We start from the raw sequence: 14,692 nt of genomic DNA, 5'->3' as shown, positions 1-14,692 counted from the left end.
CCCCTGACCCCTCCCGCCTGCGGGAGGGGAATTAAGAAAGGAACTCCCCTATGGCTACAGCCTATATCGTCGATGCCGTCCGCACTGCCGGCGGCCGCCGCGGCGGCCGGCTCGCGGGCACGCACCCCGTCGACCTCGGCGCCGCGGTGTTCGACGCGATTGCCGACCGCAATGATTTCGACACCTCGAAGATCGACGACGTCATCACCGGCTGCGTGTCGCAGGGCGGCCAGCAGACGATGGACGTCGGCCGCAACGCGGTGCTCGCCTCGAAGCTCCCCGACTCGATCCCCGCCGTCACCATCGACCGCCAGTGCGGTTCGTCGCAGCAGGCGATCCAGTTCGCGGCGCAGGCGGTGATGTCGGGCACGCAGGACATCGTGCTCGCAAGCGGCATCGAAAGCATGACGCGCGTGCCGATGGGCAGCGTCGCGACGCTGTTCATGAAGGAGGGGCTCGGCAATTATAAATCGCCGCGGCTCGAGGAAAAATATCCCGGCATCATGTTCAGCCAGTTCATGGGCGCCGAGATGATCGTCAAGAAGCACGGCTTCACCAAGGACGATCTCGACGCCTTCGCGCTCGAAAGCCATCGCCGCGCCAAGGCGGCGACCGAGGCCAGCCTATTCGATCGCGAGATCGTGCCGGTCGAGATCGAGACGGCCGAGGGCAAGCAATGGCACAAGATCGACGAAGGCATCCGCTTCGACGCGACGCTGGAAAGCATCGCGGGGGTGAAGCTGCTCCAGGAAGGCGGCACGATCACCGCCGCGACCTCGAGCCAGATCTGCGACGGATCGTCGGCGGTGCTCGTCTGCTCCGAACAGGCGCTGAAGGACCACGGCCTGACCCCGCGCGCGCGCATCCACCATGTGTCGGTCACCGCGGGCGACCCGGTGATCATGCTCGAAGAGCCTTTGTTCGCGACCGAACGCGCGCTCAAGAAAGCGGGCATGAAGATCGAGGACATCGACGCTTACGAGGTCAACGAGGCGTTCGCGCCGGTGCCGCTCGCCTGGCTCAAGTATCTCGGCGCCGATCCGGCGCGGCTCAACCAGCATGGCGGCGCGATCGCGCTCGGCCACCCGCTCGGCGCCAGCGGCGCGAAGCTGATGGCGACCCTGCTCGGCGTGCTCGACGCGACGGGCGGCAAATATGGCCTCCAGACGATGTGCGAAGGCGGCGGCCAGGCGAATGTGACCATCGTCGAGCGGCTGTAACGATCGGCAACCCCTCCCCTTCAGGGGAGGGGCAGAGAGACTTGGTCCGGCGCAGCCGGGCCTTAGTCGAGCGGGGTGGGGGCCATCGGCCTTGCGCAACCTCGACAGCCCCCACCCCAACCCCTCCCCTGAAGGGGAGGGGCTTAAATAGGAGAAACCCATGAAACTCGATTCCACTATATCCGCCGTCGTCACCGGCGGCGCCTCGGGCCTCGGCGCCGCCACCGCGCGCCTGCTCGCTTCGAAGGGCGTCAAGGTCGCGATCTTCGACCTGCAGGAAGAAAAGGGCAAGGCGATCGCCGAGGAACTCGGCGGCGTCTTCTGCGAATGCAACGTCACCGACGACGCCTCGGTCGACGCGGCGTTCGCCAAGGCGCGCGCGGCGATCGGGCAGGAACGCATCCTCGTCAACTGCGCGGGCACCGGCAACGCGATCAAGACCGCGAGCCGCTCGAAGGAAGACGGCAGCATCAAGCATTTCCCGCTCGACGCCTTCAACTGGATCATCCAGATCAACCTCGTCGGCACCTTCCGCTGCATCGCCAAGTCGGCGGCGGGCATGCTGACGCTCGACCCGATGGAAGACGGCGAACGCGGCGCGATCGTCAACACCGCGAGCGTCGCGGCCGAGGACGGCCAGATCGGCCAGGCGGCCTATTCGGCGTCGAAGGGCGGCGTCGTCGGCATGACGCTCCCCATCGCGCGCGACCTCGGCAACGAGAATATCCGCGTCAACACCATCCTGCCCGGCATCTTCGACACTCCGCTGCTCGCCGGCGCGCCGCAGAATGTCCGCGATGCGCTCGGCGCCTCGGTGCTCAACCCGAAGCGGCTCGGCAACCCCGACGAATATGCCAATCTCGCGCTCTGCATGATCGAGAACGGCTATTTCAACGGCGAGGACGTCCGCCTCGACGGCGGCATCCGCATGGCGCCGCGCTGACATGCCCAAACCGGAAAGCTGGCGGCTCGACGCCGCCAGCTACCCCGTCTGCATCGAACTGCAGACGCGCTTTCAGGACATGGACATCAACGGCCACCTCAACAATGTGGCCTTCGCCGCCTTGTTCGAAAGCGGCCGCGTCCTCCTCAACCGCGACGTGCGTCCGCTCGGCGAGCGCCCCTCGAACGAGCGCACGATGGTCGCCGCAGTCGAGATCAACTATCTCGCCGAGGGTCATTTCCCAGACCCGGTCCAGATCGCAACCGGCATCGGGCGCCTCGGCGCCTCGAGCTGGACGATCGTGCAGGCGATGTTCCAGAACGGCCGCTGCATCGCGACCTGCGACACGGTGGTGGTGTGCCGCACCGACGGCCAGGCGAAACCGCTGCGCGCGGAGATGGTGGCGGAACTCGAAGCGAAGCTGGCGCGGGCGGCGTAAAACTCCTTCTCCCTTGATGGGAGAAGGATACGAAGCCTTGCGCCGAAGGCGCTAGGCGCTGTTGGATGAGGGTGATGGTGCGTCCTTGCGCCGCCCGCTTCAGGCCGAAACCGGACCCCCGCCGCTGCGACTAGGCGGCAAGCCGCCAAGTCTCGCTGCCTCCCCCATCAAGGGGGAGGAGGTAAAAATCAGAGCTTCTTGTCCGCATCGGGCACCGACCGGATCAAATCGCGCGCAAAGCCGATCAGCCCGATCTGCCGCCGCCGCTTCAGCCGCTCTGCGCGCAGGATCGCGCGCACCTCGTCGAAGCAGCCTTCGACATCATCGTTGATCAGCACATAGTCGTAACCGTCCCAGTGGCTGATCTCGTTCGCGGCGCGCTCCATCCGCGCGGCGATCACCTCGTCGCTGTCGGTATTGCGGCTGCGCAGCCGCCGCTCCAGTTCCTCCATCGTCGGCGGCAGCACGAAGACGCGCACGACGTCGGGCCCGGCTTCCTGATAAAGCTGCTGCGCGCCCTGCCAGTCGATGTCGAACAGCACATCCTTGCCCGCGGCGAGCAACTCCTCGACGGGCGCGCGCGGCGTGCCGTAACGGTGCCCGAAGACATGCGCCCATTCGAGAAACTCGCCGTCGGCGGCCATCTTCTTGAAGGTTTCGACATCGACGAAATGATAATGGACCCCGTCGATCTCGCCGGGCCGCGGCGGGCGCGTCGTCGCGGAGATCGATAGGGCGATATCCTTGTCGGCCTCGAGCATCATCCTCGAGATCGTGGTCTTGCCCGCGCCCGAGGGCGAGGAGAGGACGAACAACACGCCGCGGCGGTTCAGGTGGACGCTTTCGGTCATGGGCGCTAATTGCGCGAGAGACGGGCGCGGTCAAGCGGGAAGGGGCGGCGAGATGCTGGGGATTTCAAGACGGGGCTGGCTGGTCGCCGCGGCGCTGCTCGCCGCCTTCGCCGCCATTCTCTTCGCGATGGGGCGCCCGCCGATCTGCCCGTGCGGGACGGTCAGCCTGTGGCACGGCACCGTGCAATCGAACCAGAACAGCCAGCAGGTTTCGGACTGGTACAGCTTCAGCCATGTCATCCACGGCTTCCTCTTCTTCGGCCTGTCGCGCTGGCTCATCCCGCGCCGGCCCTTGTGGGTCGCGCTCGCGCTCGCGATCGGGATCGAGGCGGCGTGGGAAATCCTCGAAAATTCGCCCGTCATCATCGACCGCTATCGCGAAGTCACCATGGCCTATGGCTATTCGGGCGATTCGATCCTCAATTCGGTGAGCGACGCGCTCTTCATGATCCTCGGCTTCCTCGCGGCGAGCCGGATGCGCTGGTGGGTCACCGTGGCGGTCGCGATTCTGTTCGAGCTGTTCACGCTATGGACGATCCGCGACAATCTGACGCTCAATGTGCTGATGCTTGTCGCGCCCGTCGAGGCGGTGAAGGAATGGCAGGCGGGGTGACACTCGATATCCTCCCCCTTGATGGGGGAGGCAGCGAGACTTGCGAACTTGTTCGCTAGTCGCAGCGGAGGGGGTGCGCTCTCGGCCCGAAACCGTGGTGCAAGGACGCGCCTTCACCCCCATCCAACTTCGCCTAATCGCTTCGCGATAAGGCTGCGTATCCTTCCCCCATCGAGGGGGAAGGCGGCTTTCAATGGATCGCCGCGCCCCGGCCGTTGCTGTCGACCGGAATAACCGGCGGCAGCGCGTCGCCGATCGTTTCGCCGTCGGTCGGCACTTTCGCAGTGCCCGCATAGGTATCGACGACCCCCGCATCCGCCAGCGCGGGATCGATCGCATGCGCCTCGCGCGCCGCCTTGCGCGCTTCGGCGCGCTCGGCCCATCGTTTCGTGAGATAGGCGCCCGCGACAGTCGCCGCGAGCACCGCATAGCGTTGCGGGAACAGGCGCCGCGCCGCGAACAAGGTGCCGGCGCCGATCACCGCGCCCGCGACGGGATGATTGCCCTTCTGGCGTCCGATGGCGCTGCCCAGAACGCCGCCTACGATGCGACCGATCATGCTCATCTCTCCTTCCCCCGATTAATGCCCCGGCACGTGCCGGGGTTCCGAACCCAGCATGATGCGCGGATCGACGACGCGATCGAAGGTCGCGGCATCGACATAACCAAGGTCGAGCGCCGCTTCCTTGAGCGTGCTCCCCGTCTCGTGCGCGTGCTTCGCGATCTTCGCGGCCTTGTCGTAACCGATTTCGGGCGCGAGTGCCGTCACCAGCATCAGCGAACGGTTCATCAGCTCGTCGATGCGCGCGCGATTGGGCTCGATCCCGACGACGCAATGTTCGGTGAAGCCCGTCATGCCGATGCTCAGCAGCTCGATCGAGCGCAGCACGTTCGACCCGATCAGCGGCTTGAAGACATTGAGTTCGAGATGACCCTGCAAGCCGCCGACGGTCACCGCCTGATGGTTGCCGATCACCTGCGCGGCGACCATCGTCAGCATCTCGCACTGGGTCGGGTTGACCTTGCCGGGCATGATCGAGCTGCCCGGCTCGTTCGCGGGCAGGTCGAGCTCGCCGAGCCCCGCGCGCGGGCCCGATCCGAGCAGGCGGATGTCGTTCGCGATCTTGGTCAGCGCGACGGCCAGCGTGTTCAGCGCGCCCGAGAAGAAGACGAGCCCGTCGTTCGATGCGAGCGCCTCGAACTTGTTTCGCGCGGGCTCGAACGCGATGCCCGTGCTTTTCGACAGCTCTTCGGCCATCGCGACGTCGAAGCCCGCGGGCGCGTTGAGCCCGGTGCCGACCGCGGTGCCGCCCTGCGCCAGCTTGCAGATATTGTGCGCGAGCGCGCCCTCGATCCGCGCGCGACAGGCGATCAGTTGCGCCACATAGCCCGAAAATTCCTGGCCGAGCGTCAGCGGCGTCGCGTCCTGCAAATGGGTGCGCCCGATCTTGACGATCTCGCCCCAGGCTTCGGCCTTGGCGGCGAGCGCATCGGTCAATTCGGCCAGTGCGGGCAGCAGCCGCGCCGTCGTCTCGACCGCGACCGCGACGTGCAGCGCGGTCGGGAAACTGTCGTTCGACGACTGGCCCATGTTGACATGGTCGTTGGGATGGACCGGAGCCTTGCCGCCGCGCGTGCCCGCGAGCTTTTCGTTCGCGATTCCCGCGATCACCTCGTTCGCGTTCATGTTCGACTGGGTGCCGCTGCCCGTCTGCCAGATCGCGAGCGGGAACTGGTCGTCGTACCGGCCCGCGACGACGGCCTCGGCCGCCTCGGCGATCGCATCGGCCAGTCCCGCATCGAGCCCATGGTCGCGGTTGACCCGCGCCGCCGCGCCCTTGATCCGCGCGAGGGCATGGACGATCGGCAGGGGCATCCGCTCGTGCGCGGGAAAGGCGAAATTATGGCGGCTGCGTTCGGTCTGCGCGCCCCAATAGGCTTCGGCCGGAACCTCGATATTTCCGATGGAGTCGCTTTCCGTTCGCATGCTCATGCTACCAGCATCCTTGTCACCAGAACCGCGCCCGCCCAGATCATCGCGACGAGGCCGAGCAATTGCCAATAGCCGCTCTCGCCCACCCGCCGCCGCAGCCACGCCGCGGCCAGCCAGACGAGCATCAGCGCCGGGGTCAGGATCAACAGCGTGAAGCGCAGCAGCCCTTCGGCGATCTGGCCGTGCCGGCGCGCCTCGAAGATGGCATAGCCCTCGACGCCCCACCAGAAGGCGGCGGTCAGCACCACCATGCCGGCGAGCGCCCAATATTGCCAGAAACGGCTGGGGGGCCAGGCGGGGCCCGCCACGCTATTTCCGCTTGCCGAAATCCACCGTCACGACGTTCGATCCGTCCTCGCTCGTCACGTCGGGGCGATCATTGTCGGCCTCGTCATGCGGCTCGGGCTGCGCGGCCTCGTCGTCGCTGACCTGGAATTGCAGCCCGAAATCGACCGACGGATCGACGAAGGCGGTGATCGACGCATAGGGGATCGTCAGCATCGACGGCGTCTGGTTGAACGACAGGCCGACGCGGAAATGATCCTCCGCGACGCTGAGGTCCCAGAAGCGGTTTTGCAGCACGATCGTCATTTCGTCGGGAAATTTGGCGATCAGATGCGCGGGGATGTCGACCCCGGGGGCCTGCGTCTTGAAGGTGATATAGAAATGATGTTCGCCGGGCAGGCTGTCATAGCCTTCGATCTGGCTCAGCACGCGGCCGACCACGGCGCGCAGCGCATCCTGCACGATTTCGTCATAGGGAATCAGGCTGTCGCGAACGTCATCACTCATGACGCGAGGGGATGAACGCGCGCCGCGTGCGGGTCAAGGGGGGTCAAGGGGGGAGAATCGCCTTGCAACGCGAAACAGACGCTCTAAGGGGTCGCCCATGCGAACCGCCACCGTCCAGCGCACGACCAAGGAAACGGATATCGCGATCACCGTCAATCTCGACGGCACGGGCGAATATTCGGTGTCCACCGGCATCGGTTTCCTCGACCATATGGTCGAGCAACTGTCGCGCCACTCGCTGATCGACATATCGATGCAGGTGAAGGGCGACCTCCACATCGACCAGCATCACACGGTCGAGGATTCAGCGCTCGCGCTCGGCGAAGCGGTCGCGAAGGCGCTCGGCGACAAGCGCGGCATCGCCCGCTATGGCGAGGCGCACGCGCCGATGGACGAGACGCTGACGCGCTGCGTGCTCGACATTTCGGGACGCCCGCACTGCGTCTATAAATCCAGCTTCTCGCAGCCGCGGCTCGGCGAAATGGACACCGAGATGTTCCCGCACTGGTTCGCGAGTTTCGCGCAGACCGCGGGGATCACGCTGCACATCGAGATGCTCTACGGCGAGAATAACCACCACATCGCCGAAAGCATGTACAAGGCGCTCGCGCGCGCGCTGCGCCAGGCGGTCGAAATCGACCCGCGCAAGGGCGATGCGATCCCCTCGACCAAGGGGGTCTTGTGAGCCTCCCCTCCCGCAAGCGGGAGGGGCAGCGAGACTTGCGAACTTGTTCGCTAGTCGCAGCGGGGTGGGCCACGCACACGCAGCCGCTCGCTTCGCTCGCCCCACCCGGCTCAGGGTCGGTCGTGCCCCCGGCACGACCTGAACCAGCCGGGGGCTGGTTCACCCAGTGCCCCCCTCCCGCAAGCGGGAGGGAGATTTGAGCGCCATCGCCCTGATCGACTATGGCGCGGGCAATCTTCGCTCGGTGCATAACGCGCTCGTCGCGGCGGGCGCGGATGATGTTGCCGTCACCGCCGATCCCGATGTCGTCGCCCGCGCCGACCGCATCGTGCTTCCCGGCGTCGGCGCCTTCGCGGCGTGCATGAATGGCCTTTCGGCGATCGACGGGTTGATCGCGGCCATGGAGCATCGCGTGCGCGGCGAGGGGGCGCCCTTCCTCGGCATCTGCGTCGGCATGCAATTGCTCGCCGACGCGGGCGAGGAGCATGGACGGCATGAAGGGCTCGGCTGGATCGGCGGCACCGTCCGCGCCTTCGATCCCGTACCGGGCCTCCGCATCCCGCACATGGGCTGGAACGACGTCGCGCCGACCGTGGCGCATCCGGTGATCGCGGCGGGCGAGGCCTATTATCTCCACTCCTATCATTTCGCCGATGCCGCCCACGTCGCCGCGACGAGCAGCCACGGCGCGACCTTCACCGCCGCGGTGGCGAAGGACAATATCGTCGGCGTCCAGTTCCACCCCGAAAAAAGCCAGGCCTACGGCCTCGCAACGCTCGAAAGGTTCCTGACGTGGCGGCCCTAGTTCACGCCCTCCCCTTCAGGGGAGGGCAGCGAGACTTGGGAGCTTGCTCCCTAGTCGCAGCGGGTGGGGGCCATCGGCCTTGCGCTACGCTGATAGCCCCCACCCCAACCCCTCCCCTGAAGGGGAGGGGCTTTAGGAACATGCCATGACCCTGACCATCTTCCCCGCGATCGACCTCAAGCGCGGACAGGTGGTGCGGCTCGCCGAGGGGGATATGGCGCGCGCGACCGTCTATGGCGACGATCCGGCCGCGCAGGCGCGCCTCTTTGCCGATGCGGGCGCATCGCACCTCCATGTCGTCGATCTCGACGGCGCCTTTGCGGGCGAAAGCGTCAACGGCGCGGCGGTCGAGTCCATCGTCGCCGCCTTTCCGGGCAAGGTGCAGGTCGGCGGCGGCATCCGTAATCGGGAAGGCGTCGACCGCTGGCTCGCGCTCGGCGTCAGCCGCGTGATCATCGGCACTGCGGCGCTCAAGGACCCCGAATTCGTCAAATCCGCCGCGCGCGACCTTCCCGGCCGGATCGTCGTCGGCGTCGACGCGCGTGACGGCATGGTCGCGACCGAGGGCTGGGCCGACGTCTCCGACGTCCGCGTGGAAGACCTCGCGCGCCGCTTCGAGGATGCCGGCGTCGCCGCCTTGCTCTTCACCGACGTCGGCCGCGACGGGCTGCTCAAGGGCTGCAATGTCGCGGCGACCGTGGCGCTCGCCAAATCGGTGAGCATCCCGGTGATCGCATCGGGCGGCGTCGCCGACATCGGTGACATCCGCGCGCTCCGCCCGCATGTCGCCGACGGCATCGAAGGCGTCATCACCGGCCGCGCGCTCTACGACGGCCGCCTCGATCTGGCGCAGGCGATTGCGGCGGGGCGTGGGTGAAAATGAAAGCCATCCTCTTTTCCGTTCGCCCTGAGCTTGTCGAAGGGCCGTCCTTCTTTGACGTCGAAGAAAAGAACGGTGCTTCGACAAGCTCAGCACGAGCGGATTTTGGAGGCATTTTCTTGTGACCGTCCGCGTTCGCGTCATCCCCTGCCTCGATGTCGCCGACGGCCGCGTCGTCAAGGGCGTGAACTTCGTCGACCTGCGCGACGCGGGCGATCCGGTCGAGGCCGCACGCGCCTATGACGCCGCGGGCGCCGACGAGCTCTGCTTCCTCGACATCGGCGCGAGCCATCAGGGCCGCGGCACCCTGCTCGACATGGTCGCGCGCACCGCCGAGGTCTGCTTCATGCCGCTCACCGTCGGTGGCGGGGTGCGCAGCGCGGACGACGCGCGCGCGCTGCTGCTCGCGGGCGCCGACAAGGTCGCGGTGAACAGCGCCGCGGTCGCGCGCCCCGAACTCGTCGCCGACATCGCGGGCCGCTTCGGCAGCCAGTGCGCGGTCGGCAGCATCGACGCGCGGCGCGTTGCGGATGGTCGCTGGGAAATCTTCACCCACGGCGGCCGCAAACCGACCGGCATCGACGCGCTCGAACACGCCGTCCGGCTCGCCACCCTCGGCGCGGGCGAACTGCTCGTCACCTCGATGGACTGCGACGGCACCAAGGACGGCTACGACCTCGCGCTCACCCGCGCGATCGCTGATGCGGTCGGCGTCCCGGTGATCGCGTCGGGCGGGGTCGGCAACCTCAACCATCTCGCCCAGGGCGTGATCGAAGGCCATGCGAGCGCGGTGCTCGCCGCCAGCATCTTCCACTTCGGCGAAGCGACCATCGCCGAAGCGCACGCGCGGCTCGCCGCCGCCGGATTGCCCGTCCGCGCACATTAATTGCGCCCCAGGGGGTAGTCAGCTTGGAAAGTGGCTGCAATAGAGCACCATGACCTCCAAACTCCGTGTCGCCGACCGCACCAACGACCTCTTCCCGATCCTCGGCTTCCTCACCGCGATCGCGAGCTTCGCGATGCCGCTCAATCCCTGGCTGGTCGCGATCATTCTCGCGGGCGCCGTCGTCGCGGCGGTCCATCATGCCGAGGTGATCGCGCACCGCGTCGGCGAGCCCTTCGGCACGCTGATCCTCGCGCTGGCGGTGACGGTGATCGAGGTCGGGCTGATCCTCACGCTGATGCAGGCCGAACCCGAAAAGGCGCTGACGCTCGCGCGCGACACGGTGTTCGCCGCGGTGATGGTGATCCTCAACCTGTTGATGGGCCTCTGCCTGCTCGCGGGCAGCATCCGCCACCACGAACAGAGATTCCAGCGCACCGGCATCGGCGCCGCGCTCGCGACCCTGACCGTGCTCACCATCGTGACGCTGGTGCTCCCCAATTTCACGTCGAGCGTGCCGGGCCCTTTCTATTCGGCGACCCAGCTTGGCTTCGTCGCGACGGTGTCGCTGATCCTCTACGCGACCTTCGCGCTCGTCCAGACGGTGCGCCACCGCGACTATTTCCTGCCCGAGGGCGAGGCCTATGACGAACCCGACGCGCACGCCGCGCCGCCGAGCGGCCAGCGCACCGCCATCTCGGGCGCGCTGCTGCTCGCCAGCCTGTTCGCGGTCGTGCTGCTCGCGAAGAATCTCTCGCCGGTGATGGGCGCGCTGCTAGCCGACTGGGGCGCGCCGCCCGCGGTGCTCGGCGTGCTGATCGCCGCGCTCATCCTCGCGCCCGAAGGGCTCGCGGCGGTGCGCGCGGCCAAGGCCGACCGCCTCCAGACCAGCCTCAACCTCGCATTGGGATCGGCGCTGGCTACCATCGGCCTCACCATCCCGGCGGTCGCGATCCTGTCGATCGTCGCCGATATGCCGATCAGCCTCGGGCTCGACGCCAAGTCGACCGTGCTCCTGTTCCTGTCGCTGATCGTATCGGTGCAGACGCTCGCGAACGGCCGGACGACCGTGCTGCAGGGCGTGATCCACCTGATGCTGTTCGCGATCTATCTGTTCACGACCTTCGTGCCGTAACCGTCGCGTTTGAAAGGGTTCACGCGAAGACGCGAAGACGCGAAGAAGGACCGAGAGGGTCGATCGAAACGGCACGAAGTGCCAGTTCTCGTCCATGACGCCGTAAAAACGTGCCTTCGGCACGAAATAGGTCCACGACGCATTCCGCAGCCCTCTTCTTCGCGTCTTCGCGTCTTCGCGTGAATCAAACTAATCGAACGCCGGCCCCATCATCAGGTCTTCCGGACGAACACCGTCCCCGCCGAATAGCCCGCGCCGAACGAGCAGATCAGCCCGGTATCCCCCGCCGCCAAATCCTCATGGTGCAGGTGAAAGGCGATGATCGACCCCGCGCTCGACGTGTTGCCATAGGTATCGAGCACCGTCGGGCTCTCGTCCGCGCTCGCCTCGTGTCCCAGAACCCTTTGGGCGATCAGCCGGTTCATATTGGCGTTCGCCTGGTGCAGCCACAGCCGCCGCATGTCGCCGCCTTCGAGGCCGAGCAGCTCCATCTGCTCGACGATCATGTTCGCGACCATCGGCACGACTTCCTTGAACACCTTGCGGCCTTCCTGGACGAAAAGCTTGTCGGTCTTCGGCCCCGACTGGTCGATGCCGCCGTGCGCGCGGTTCAGGAAGCCGAAATTGTTGCGGATGTTGTTCGAAAAGACGGTCTTGAGCTTGGTGCCGAGAATGTCCCAATGTCCCTCGGGAGCAATATCCTTGTCCTCGACCAGAATCGCGGTCGCGACGTCGCCGAAGATGAAATGGCTGTCGCGGTCGCGCCAGTTCAAATGCCCCGAACAGATTTCGGGGTTCACGACGAGCACGCTCTTAGCATGGCCCGCGCGGATATAGTCGGCGGCGGTCTGGATGCCGAAGGTCGCCGATGAGCAGGCGACGTTCATGTCGAAGGCGAAGCCGTCGATGCCCAGCGCGTCCTGGATCTCGACCGCCATCGCCGGATAGGGGCGCTGCATGTTCGACGCGGCGCACAGCACCGCATCGACGTTGGTCGCGTCGCGCCCCGCGCGCGCCAGCGCGTCTTTCGCCGCCGCGACGCCGATTTCGGCAAGGATCGACAGCTCGTCGTTGCCGCGTTCGGCGATACGCGGGGCCATGTGTTTCGGATCGAGAATGCCTGCCTTGTCGACGACGAAACGCGATCCGATCCCGCTGGCCTTCTCGATGAATTCGACATTCGATTCAGTCAGTTCGGGTGCATCACCCGCTGCGATGGCCGCCGCATTTTCTCTATTGTGCAGCGCAACATACGCGTTAAAACTGGCGACAAGTTCTTCGTTGGAGATCGCTTCGGCGGGGGTGAAAAGGCCGGTTGCGGAAATGACCGGCTGCGGTGCGTTGGGCATGGTGGACCTGCGTGTGTCTTATGGCTTCAAGACACGCTGATTAGGCCCCGTCGCGGCATCGCGCAACGCCCCGTGATTTGCTGAACGTGTCCCGACACCATGGTTAACCTGCCACTAACCAATATGGTGACAGACTGTTGGATGCAGGCCTCCGGGGGGATGGCTCCCCGGGCGCCGAGCGGGAGCATGACCATGGCGACGCGTTCAGGACCGGCCGCAGGCGACCTGTCCCTTTCCGAAATCAAGGAATTTGCGGGCTTTCCCGCGGCGACCCAGCGCTATATCCGCCGTTCGCTCGACATCGGGCTCGAACGCGACGATGCGATCGCGCGCTGGTCGCGCGACATGGTCGAGGAAACCGCGATTCGCGTCCAGGCGCGCGTCTACCAGCGGCTCGGCGAGGTGCGCGCGCATATTCCCGACGACAGCGGGCTCGACGCGCTCGAAGGCTTCATGGCGCCCCTGATCGCGGTGTCGGCGTTCGACCTCGGGCAGGACCGTTTGCCGGGCTTCGCCTCCTATCGCTTCCTCTACGAACGGCTGCTCGGCGCGCACGCGCGGCCGTGGCTTCCCGGCGCCTTCTGCGCCGCCGCCTCGCTGCCGCACCTTCATCCCGACAAGCGCAAGATCCTGCTCCAGTCGATCAGCGAAGCCGCCGCCACCGCCCCTGGCTGGTCGGCGCGCGAGCCGAGCTTCTTCCCCGAATGGGTCGACAAGATCGACGAGACGCGGCCGGCGAATTGATCGGCGGCTTTGGGGGTGGTGAGCGGACGTTGACGCTCATTGCAGGCTGACGATAAATCCCAGGACATGAAACGCTATCGCCCTCTGTTCTTGATCGTATTGATTGCGGCATTGCTTTTCGTGGGCGTCGCAATCGCGGTCCTACGCGCCGACCGGTGTTCCGACGAGGGCGGAGTTGTCATAGCATTTACGACACGAAATCAGCACTGCGCCGACCGCAATTAGCCGTTCGGCTTGTGTCCGCAACCGGTCGTTTCCGGTCTTTCGTCATCCCGGACTTGATCCGGGATCCATGATCGCACCGTCGTCGTGGACCCCGGATCAAGTCCGGGGCGACGATGAACGAAACATCCTCCCTGTGCCGTAGGCATGGGGAGGGGGACCGTCGCCGTAGGCGATGGTGGAGGGGCGGAACCTCGCGCTATAGCCCCTCCCGTCAGCCCCACGGGCTGCCACCTCCCCATGGCTTCGCCACAGGGAGGATTAAGGTCAAACCCGCCGTCACCCCATCGTCAAGCCAGCGCCTTGTACAGCCCGAACGCGCTCGTCGCGGTCAGCACGGTGCCGACCAGCATCAGCATGACCTTGGGCGAGAAGCGTTTCGCCATCATTGCGCCGATCGGGGCGGCGACGACGCCGCCGATGATCAGGCCGAGCGTCGGGCCGAGAATATCGTCGATGCCGAGGTGCCAGATAAAGGCGAGCGAAACCGCGACCGCCAGGAAGAATTCGACGCTGTTGACCGTGCCGACGACCTTGCGCGGTTCGCCGCCCTGGACGAGCAGGTTCGAGGTCACGACCGGGCCCCAGCCGCCGCCGCCCGCGGCGTCGAGGAAGCCGCCGACGACCGCAAGCGGCCCGACGACCTTGGGTTTGGAAAATTTGGGCGGATACAGCACGCCGCGGATCAGCAACCAGATGCCGATCAGCACGAGATAGCCGAGCACGAAGGGTTTCACGACCTCGGCGTGCAGCGACGACAGCACATAGGCGCCGAGCACCCCGCCGATCACCCCGGGGATCAGCAGGCGAAAGAAGAGCGGCCAGTCGATGTTGCGATGGAACACATGGCTCAGCCCCGACACGCCGGTGGTGAAAATCTCGACGACGTGGATGCGCGCCGACGCGGTCGCGGGCGGGACGCCGAGCACTGCGACGAGCAAGGTGTTGCAGATCACCCCGAACGCCATCCCGAGCGCGCCGTCGACGAGCTGCGCCGCGAAGCCGATGAGGATGAACGGCAGGAGCGCGGTAAAGTCGATGGCCGCAAGATCAATCATGTTTCATCCCAACTCTTTTGGTTGACAACTTGCTGCCGGGATTTGCGGCGATGCGCCAGCGCAAATTTTCTGCTGGCGGC

The 14,692-nt window shown here is 66.2% G+C and carries 17 protein-coding genes; 10 read left to right on the top strand and 7 right to left on the bottom strand.

The window, feature by feature from the left end; genetic code table 11:
- The first annotated feature begins 50 nt into the window (after window positions 1-50).
- From QZL87_RS15465 to QZL87_RS15455, 3 genes are all read left to right on the top strand, one after another.
- Complete coding sequence (locus tag QZL87_RS15465) at window positions 51-1,220, top strand: acetyl-CoA C-acetyltransferase (protein WP_295321084.1); 1,170 nt, start codon at window positions 51-53, stop codon at window positions 1,218-1,220.
- A gap of 160 nt (window positions 1,221-1,380) precedes the next feature.
- Window positions 1,381-2,163 (top strand): SDR family NAD(P)-dependent oxidoreductase, encoded by a 783-nt coding sequence (locus tag QZL87_RS15460; RefSeq protein WP_295321080.1) that lies wholly within the window; start codon window positions 1,381-1,383, stop codon window positions 2,161-2,163.
- Window position 2,164: 1 nt separating this feature from the next.
- Window positions 2,165-2,602: an acyl-CoA thioesterase gene (locus tag QZL87_RS15455; protein WP_295321078.1), complete on the top strand. Its 438-nt coding sequence runs from the start codon at window positions 2,165-2,167 to the stop codon at window positions 2,600-2,602.
- 188 nt (window positions 2,603-2,790) lie between these two features.
- Here the strand turns inward: QZL87_RS15455 and gmk are convergent, their stop codons facing one another.
- Entirely contained in the window at window positions 2,791-3,453 is a 663-nt protein-coding gene (gene gmk, locus QZL87_RS15450) for a guanylate kinase (protein WP_295321077.1), read from the bottom strand.
- A gap of 52 nt (window positions 3,454-3,505) precedes the next feature.
- Between gmk and QZL87_RS15445 the strand changes: the two genes are divergently transcribed.
- Window positions 3,506-4,066 carry a DUF2585 domain-containing protein gene (locus QZL87_RS15445; protein WP_295321075.1) on the top strand — a complete coding sequence of 187 codons (561 nt, stop codon included), beginning with the start codon at window positions 3,506-3,508 and terminating at the stop codon, window positions 4,064-4,066.
- A gap of 190 nt (window positions 4,067-4,256) precedes the next feature.
- On the opposite strand, the gene QZL87_RS15440 is transcribed toward QZL87_RS15445, so the two are convergent.
- From QZL87_RS15440 to QZL87_RS15425, 4 genes are read right to left on the bottom strand one after another with little or no spacing between them, the layout of a single operon-like run.
- Window positions 4,257-4,625 carry a hypothetical protein gene (locus QZL87_RS15440; RefSeq protein WP_295321073.1) on the bottom strand — a complete coding sequence of 123 codons (369 nt, stop codon included), beginning with the start codon at window positions 4,623-4,625 and terminating at the stop codon, window positions 4,257-4,259.
- Window positions 4,626-4,646: 21 nt separating this feature from the next.
- Window positions 4,647-6,059 carry a class II fumarate hydratase gene (fumC, locus tag QZL87_RS15435; protein ID WP_295321071.1) on the bottom strand — a complete coding sequence of 471 codons (1,413 nt, stop codon included), beginning with the start codon at window positions 6,057-6,059 and terminating at the stop codon, window positions 4,647-4,649.
- Entirely contained in the window at window positions 6,056-6,367 is a 312-nt protein-coding gene (locus tag QZL87_RS15430; RefSeq protein WP_295321068.1) for a hypothetical protein, read from the bottom strand. Before QZL87_RS15430 ends, fumC begins: the two co-directional genes overlap by 4 nt.
- A 1-nt stretch (window position 6,368) precedes the next feature.
- A complete protein-coding gene (locus QZL87_RS15425; RefSeq protein ID WP_295321064.1) occupies window positions 6,369-6,851 on the bottom strand; it encodes a ClpXP protease specificity-enhancing factor SspB in 483 nt (160 codons plus the stop codon).
- Between the two features lie 97 nt (window positions 6,852-6,948).
- Between QZL87_RS15425 and hisB the strand changes: the two genes are divergently transcribed.
- The 5 genes from hisB (at window position 6,949) to QZL87_RS15400 (ending at window position 11,239) form a co-directional block, all read left to right on the top strand.
- Window positions 6,949-7,536 (top strand): imidazoleglycerol-phosphate dehydratase HisB, encoded by a 588-nt coding sequence (gene hisB, locus QZL87_RS15420; RefSeq protein ID WP_295321062.1) that lies wholly within the window; start codon window positions 6,949-6,951, stop codon window positions 7,534-7,536.
- 196 nt (window positions 7,537-7,732) lie between these two features.
- On the top strand, window positions 7,733-8,341 hold the full coding sequence (gene hisH, locus QZL87_RS15415; protein ID WP_295321060.1) for an imidazole glycerol phosphate synthase subunit HisH: 609 nt from the start codon (window positions 7,733-7,735) through the stop codon (window positions 8,339-8,341).
- A 145-nt stretch (window positions 8,342-8,486) separates the two neighbouring features.
- Window positions 8,487-9,218: a 1-(5-phosphoribosyl)-5-[(5-phosphoribosylamino)methylideneamino]imidazole-4-carboxamide isomerase gene (hisA, locus tag QZL87_RS15410; protein ID WP_295321058.1), complete on the top strand. Its 732-nt coding sequence runs from the start codon at window positions 8,487-8,489 to the stop codon at window positions 9,216-9,218.
- A gap of 124 nt (window positions 9,219-9,342) precedes the next feature.
- Window positions 9,343-10,107, top strand: coding sequence for an imidazole glycerol phosphate synthase subunit HisF (gene hisF / locus QZL87_RS15405; protein WP_295321056.1), 765 nt, complete (start codon window positions 9,343-9,345; stop codon window positions 10,105-10,107).
- 49 nt (window positions 10,108-10,156) lie between these two features.
- Window positions 10,157-11,239, top strand: coding sequence for an ionic transporter y4hA (locus QZL87_RS15400; protein ID WP_295321053.1), 1,083 nt, complete (start codon window positions 10,157-10,159; stop codon window positions 11,237-11,239).
- 212 nt (window positions 11,240-11,451) lie between these two features.
- On the opposite strand, the gene QZL87_RS15395 is transcribed toward QZL87_RS15400, so the two are convergent.
- On the bottom strand, window positions 11,452-12,588 hold the full coding sequence (locus QZL87_RS15395; RefSeq protein ID WP_295321050.1) for a beta-ketoacyl-ACP synthase III: 1,137 nt from the start codon (window positions 12,586-12,588) through the stop codon (window positions 11,452-11,454).
- A gap of 192 nt (window positions 12,589-12,780) precedes the next feature.
- On the opposite strand from QZL87_RS15395, the gene QZL87_RS15390 reads away from it, so the two are divergent.
- Window positions 12,781-13,332: a hypothetical protein gene (locus tag QZL87_RS15390; protein ID WP_295321048.1), complete on the top strand. Its 552-nt coding sequence runs from the start codon at window positions 12,781-12,783 to the stop codon at window positions 13,330-13,332.
- A 512-nt stretch (window positions 13,333-13,844) separates the two neighbouring features.
- Here QZL87_RS15390 and QZL87_RS15385 read toward each other — a convergent pair.
- Complete coding sequence (locus QZL87_RS15385; protein ID WP_295321045.1) at window positions 13,845-14,612, bottom strand: sulfite exporter TauE/SafE family protein; 768 nt, start codon at window positions 14,610-14,612, stop codon at window positions 13,845-13,847.
- Window positions 14,613-14,692 lie beyond the last annotated feature (80 nt).

The sequence above is a fragment of the uncultured Sphingopyxis sp. genome (assembly GCF_900078365.1).
GTDB lineage: Bacteria > Pseudomonadota > Alphaproteobacteria > Sphingomonadales > Sphingomonadaceae > Sphingopyxis.
This window is presented reverse-complemented; position numbering and strand designations above follow the sequence as displayed.

Bases quoted from the DNA above. Each gene is read 5' to 3' on its own strand.
- QZL87_RS15465 (WP_295321084.1), top strand. From the start codon at position 51: ATGGCTACAGCCTATATCGTCGATGCCGTCCGCACTGCCGGCGGCCGC.
- QZL87_RS15460 (WP_295321080.1), top strand. From the start codon at position 1,381: ATGAAACTCGATTCCACTATATCCGCCGTCGTCACCGGCGGCGCCTCG.
- QZL87_RS15455 (WP_295321078.1), top strand. From the start codon at position 2,165: ATGCCCAAACCGGAAAGCTGGCGGCTCGACGCCGCCAGCTACCCCGTC.
- gmk (WP_295321077.1), bottom strand. From the start codon at position 3,453: ATGACCGAAAGCGTCCACCTGAACCGCCGCGGCGTGTTGTTCGTCCTC.
- QZL87_RS15445 (WP_295321075.1), top strand. From the start codon at position 3,506: ATGCTGGGGATTTCAAGACGGGGCTGGCTGGTCGCCGCGGCGCTGCTC.
- QZL87_RS15440 (WP_295321073.1), bottom strand. From the start codon at position 4,625: ATGATCGGTCGCATCGTAGGCGGCGTTCTGGGCAGCGCCATCGGACGC.
- fumC (WP_295321071.1), bottom strand. From the start codon at position 6,059: ATGAGCATGCGAACGGAAAGCGACTCCATCGGAAATATCGAGGTTCCG.
- QZL87_RS15425 (WP_295321064.1), bottom strand. From the start codon at position 6,851: ATGAGTGATGACGTTCGCGACAGCCTGATTCCCTATGACGAAATCGTG.
- hisB (WP_295321062.1), top strand. From the start codon at position 6,949: ATGCGAACCGCCACCGTCCAGCGCACGACCAAGGAAACGGATATCGCG.
- hisA (WP_295321058.1), top strand. From the start codon at position 8,487: ATGACCCTGACCATCTTCCCCGCGATCGACCTCAAGCGCGGACAGGTG.
- QZL87_RS15400 (WP_295321053.1), top strand. From the start codon at position 10,157: ATGACCTCCAAACTCCGTGTCGCCGACCGCACCAACGACCTCTTCCCG.
- QZL87_RS15395 (WP_295321050.1), bottom strand. From the start codon at position 12,588: ATGCCCAACGCACCGCAGCCGGTCATTTCCGCAACCGGCCTTTTCACC.
- QZL87_RS15390 (WP_295321048.1), top strand. From the start codon at position 12,781: ATGGCGACGCGTTCAGGACCGGCCGCAGGCGACCTGTCCCTTTCCGAA.
- QZL87_RS15385 (WP_295321045.1), bottom strand. From the start codon at position 14,612: ATGATTGATCTTGCGGCCATCGACTTTACCGCGCTCCTGCCGTTCATC.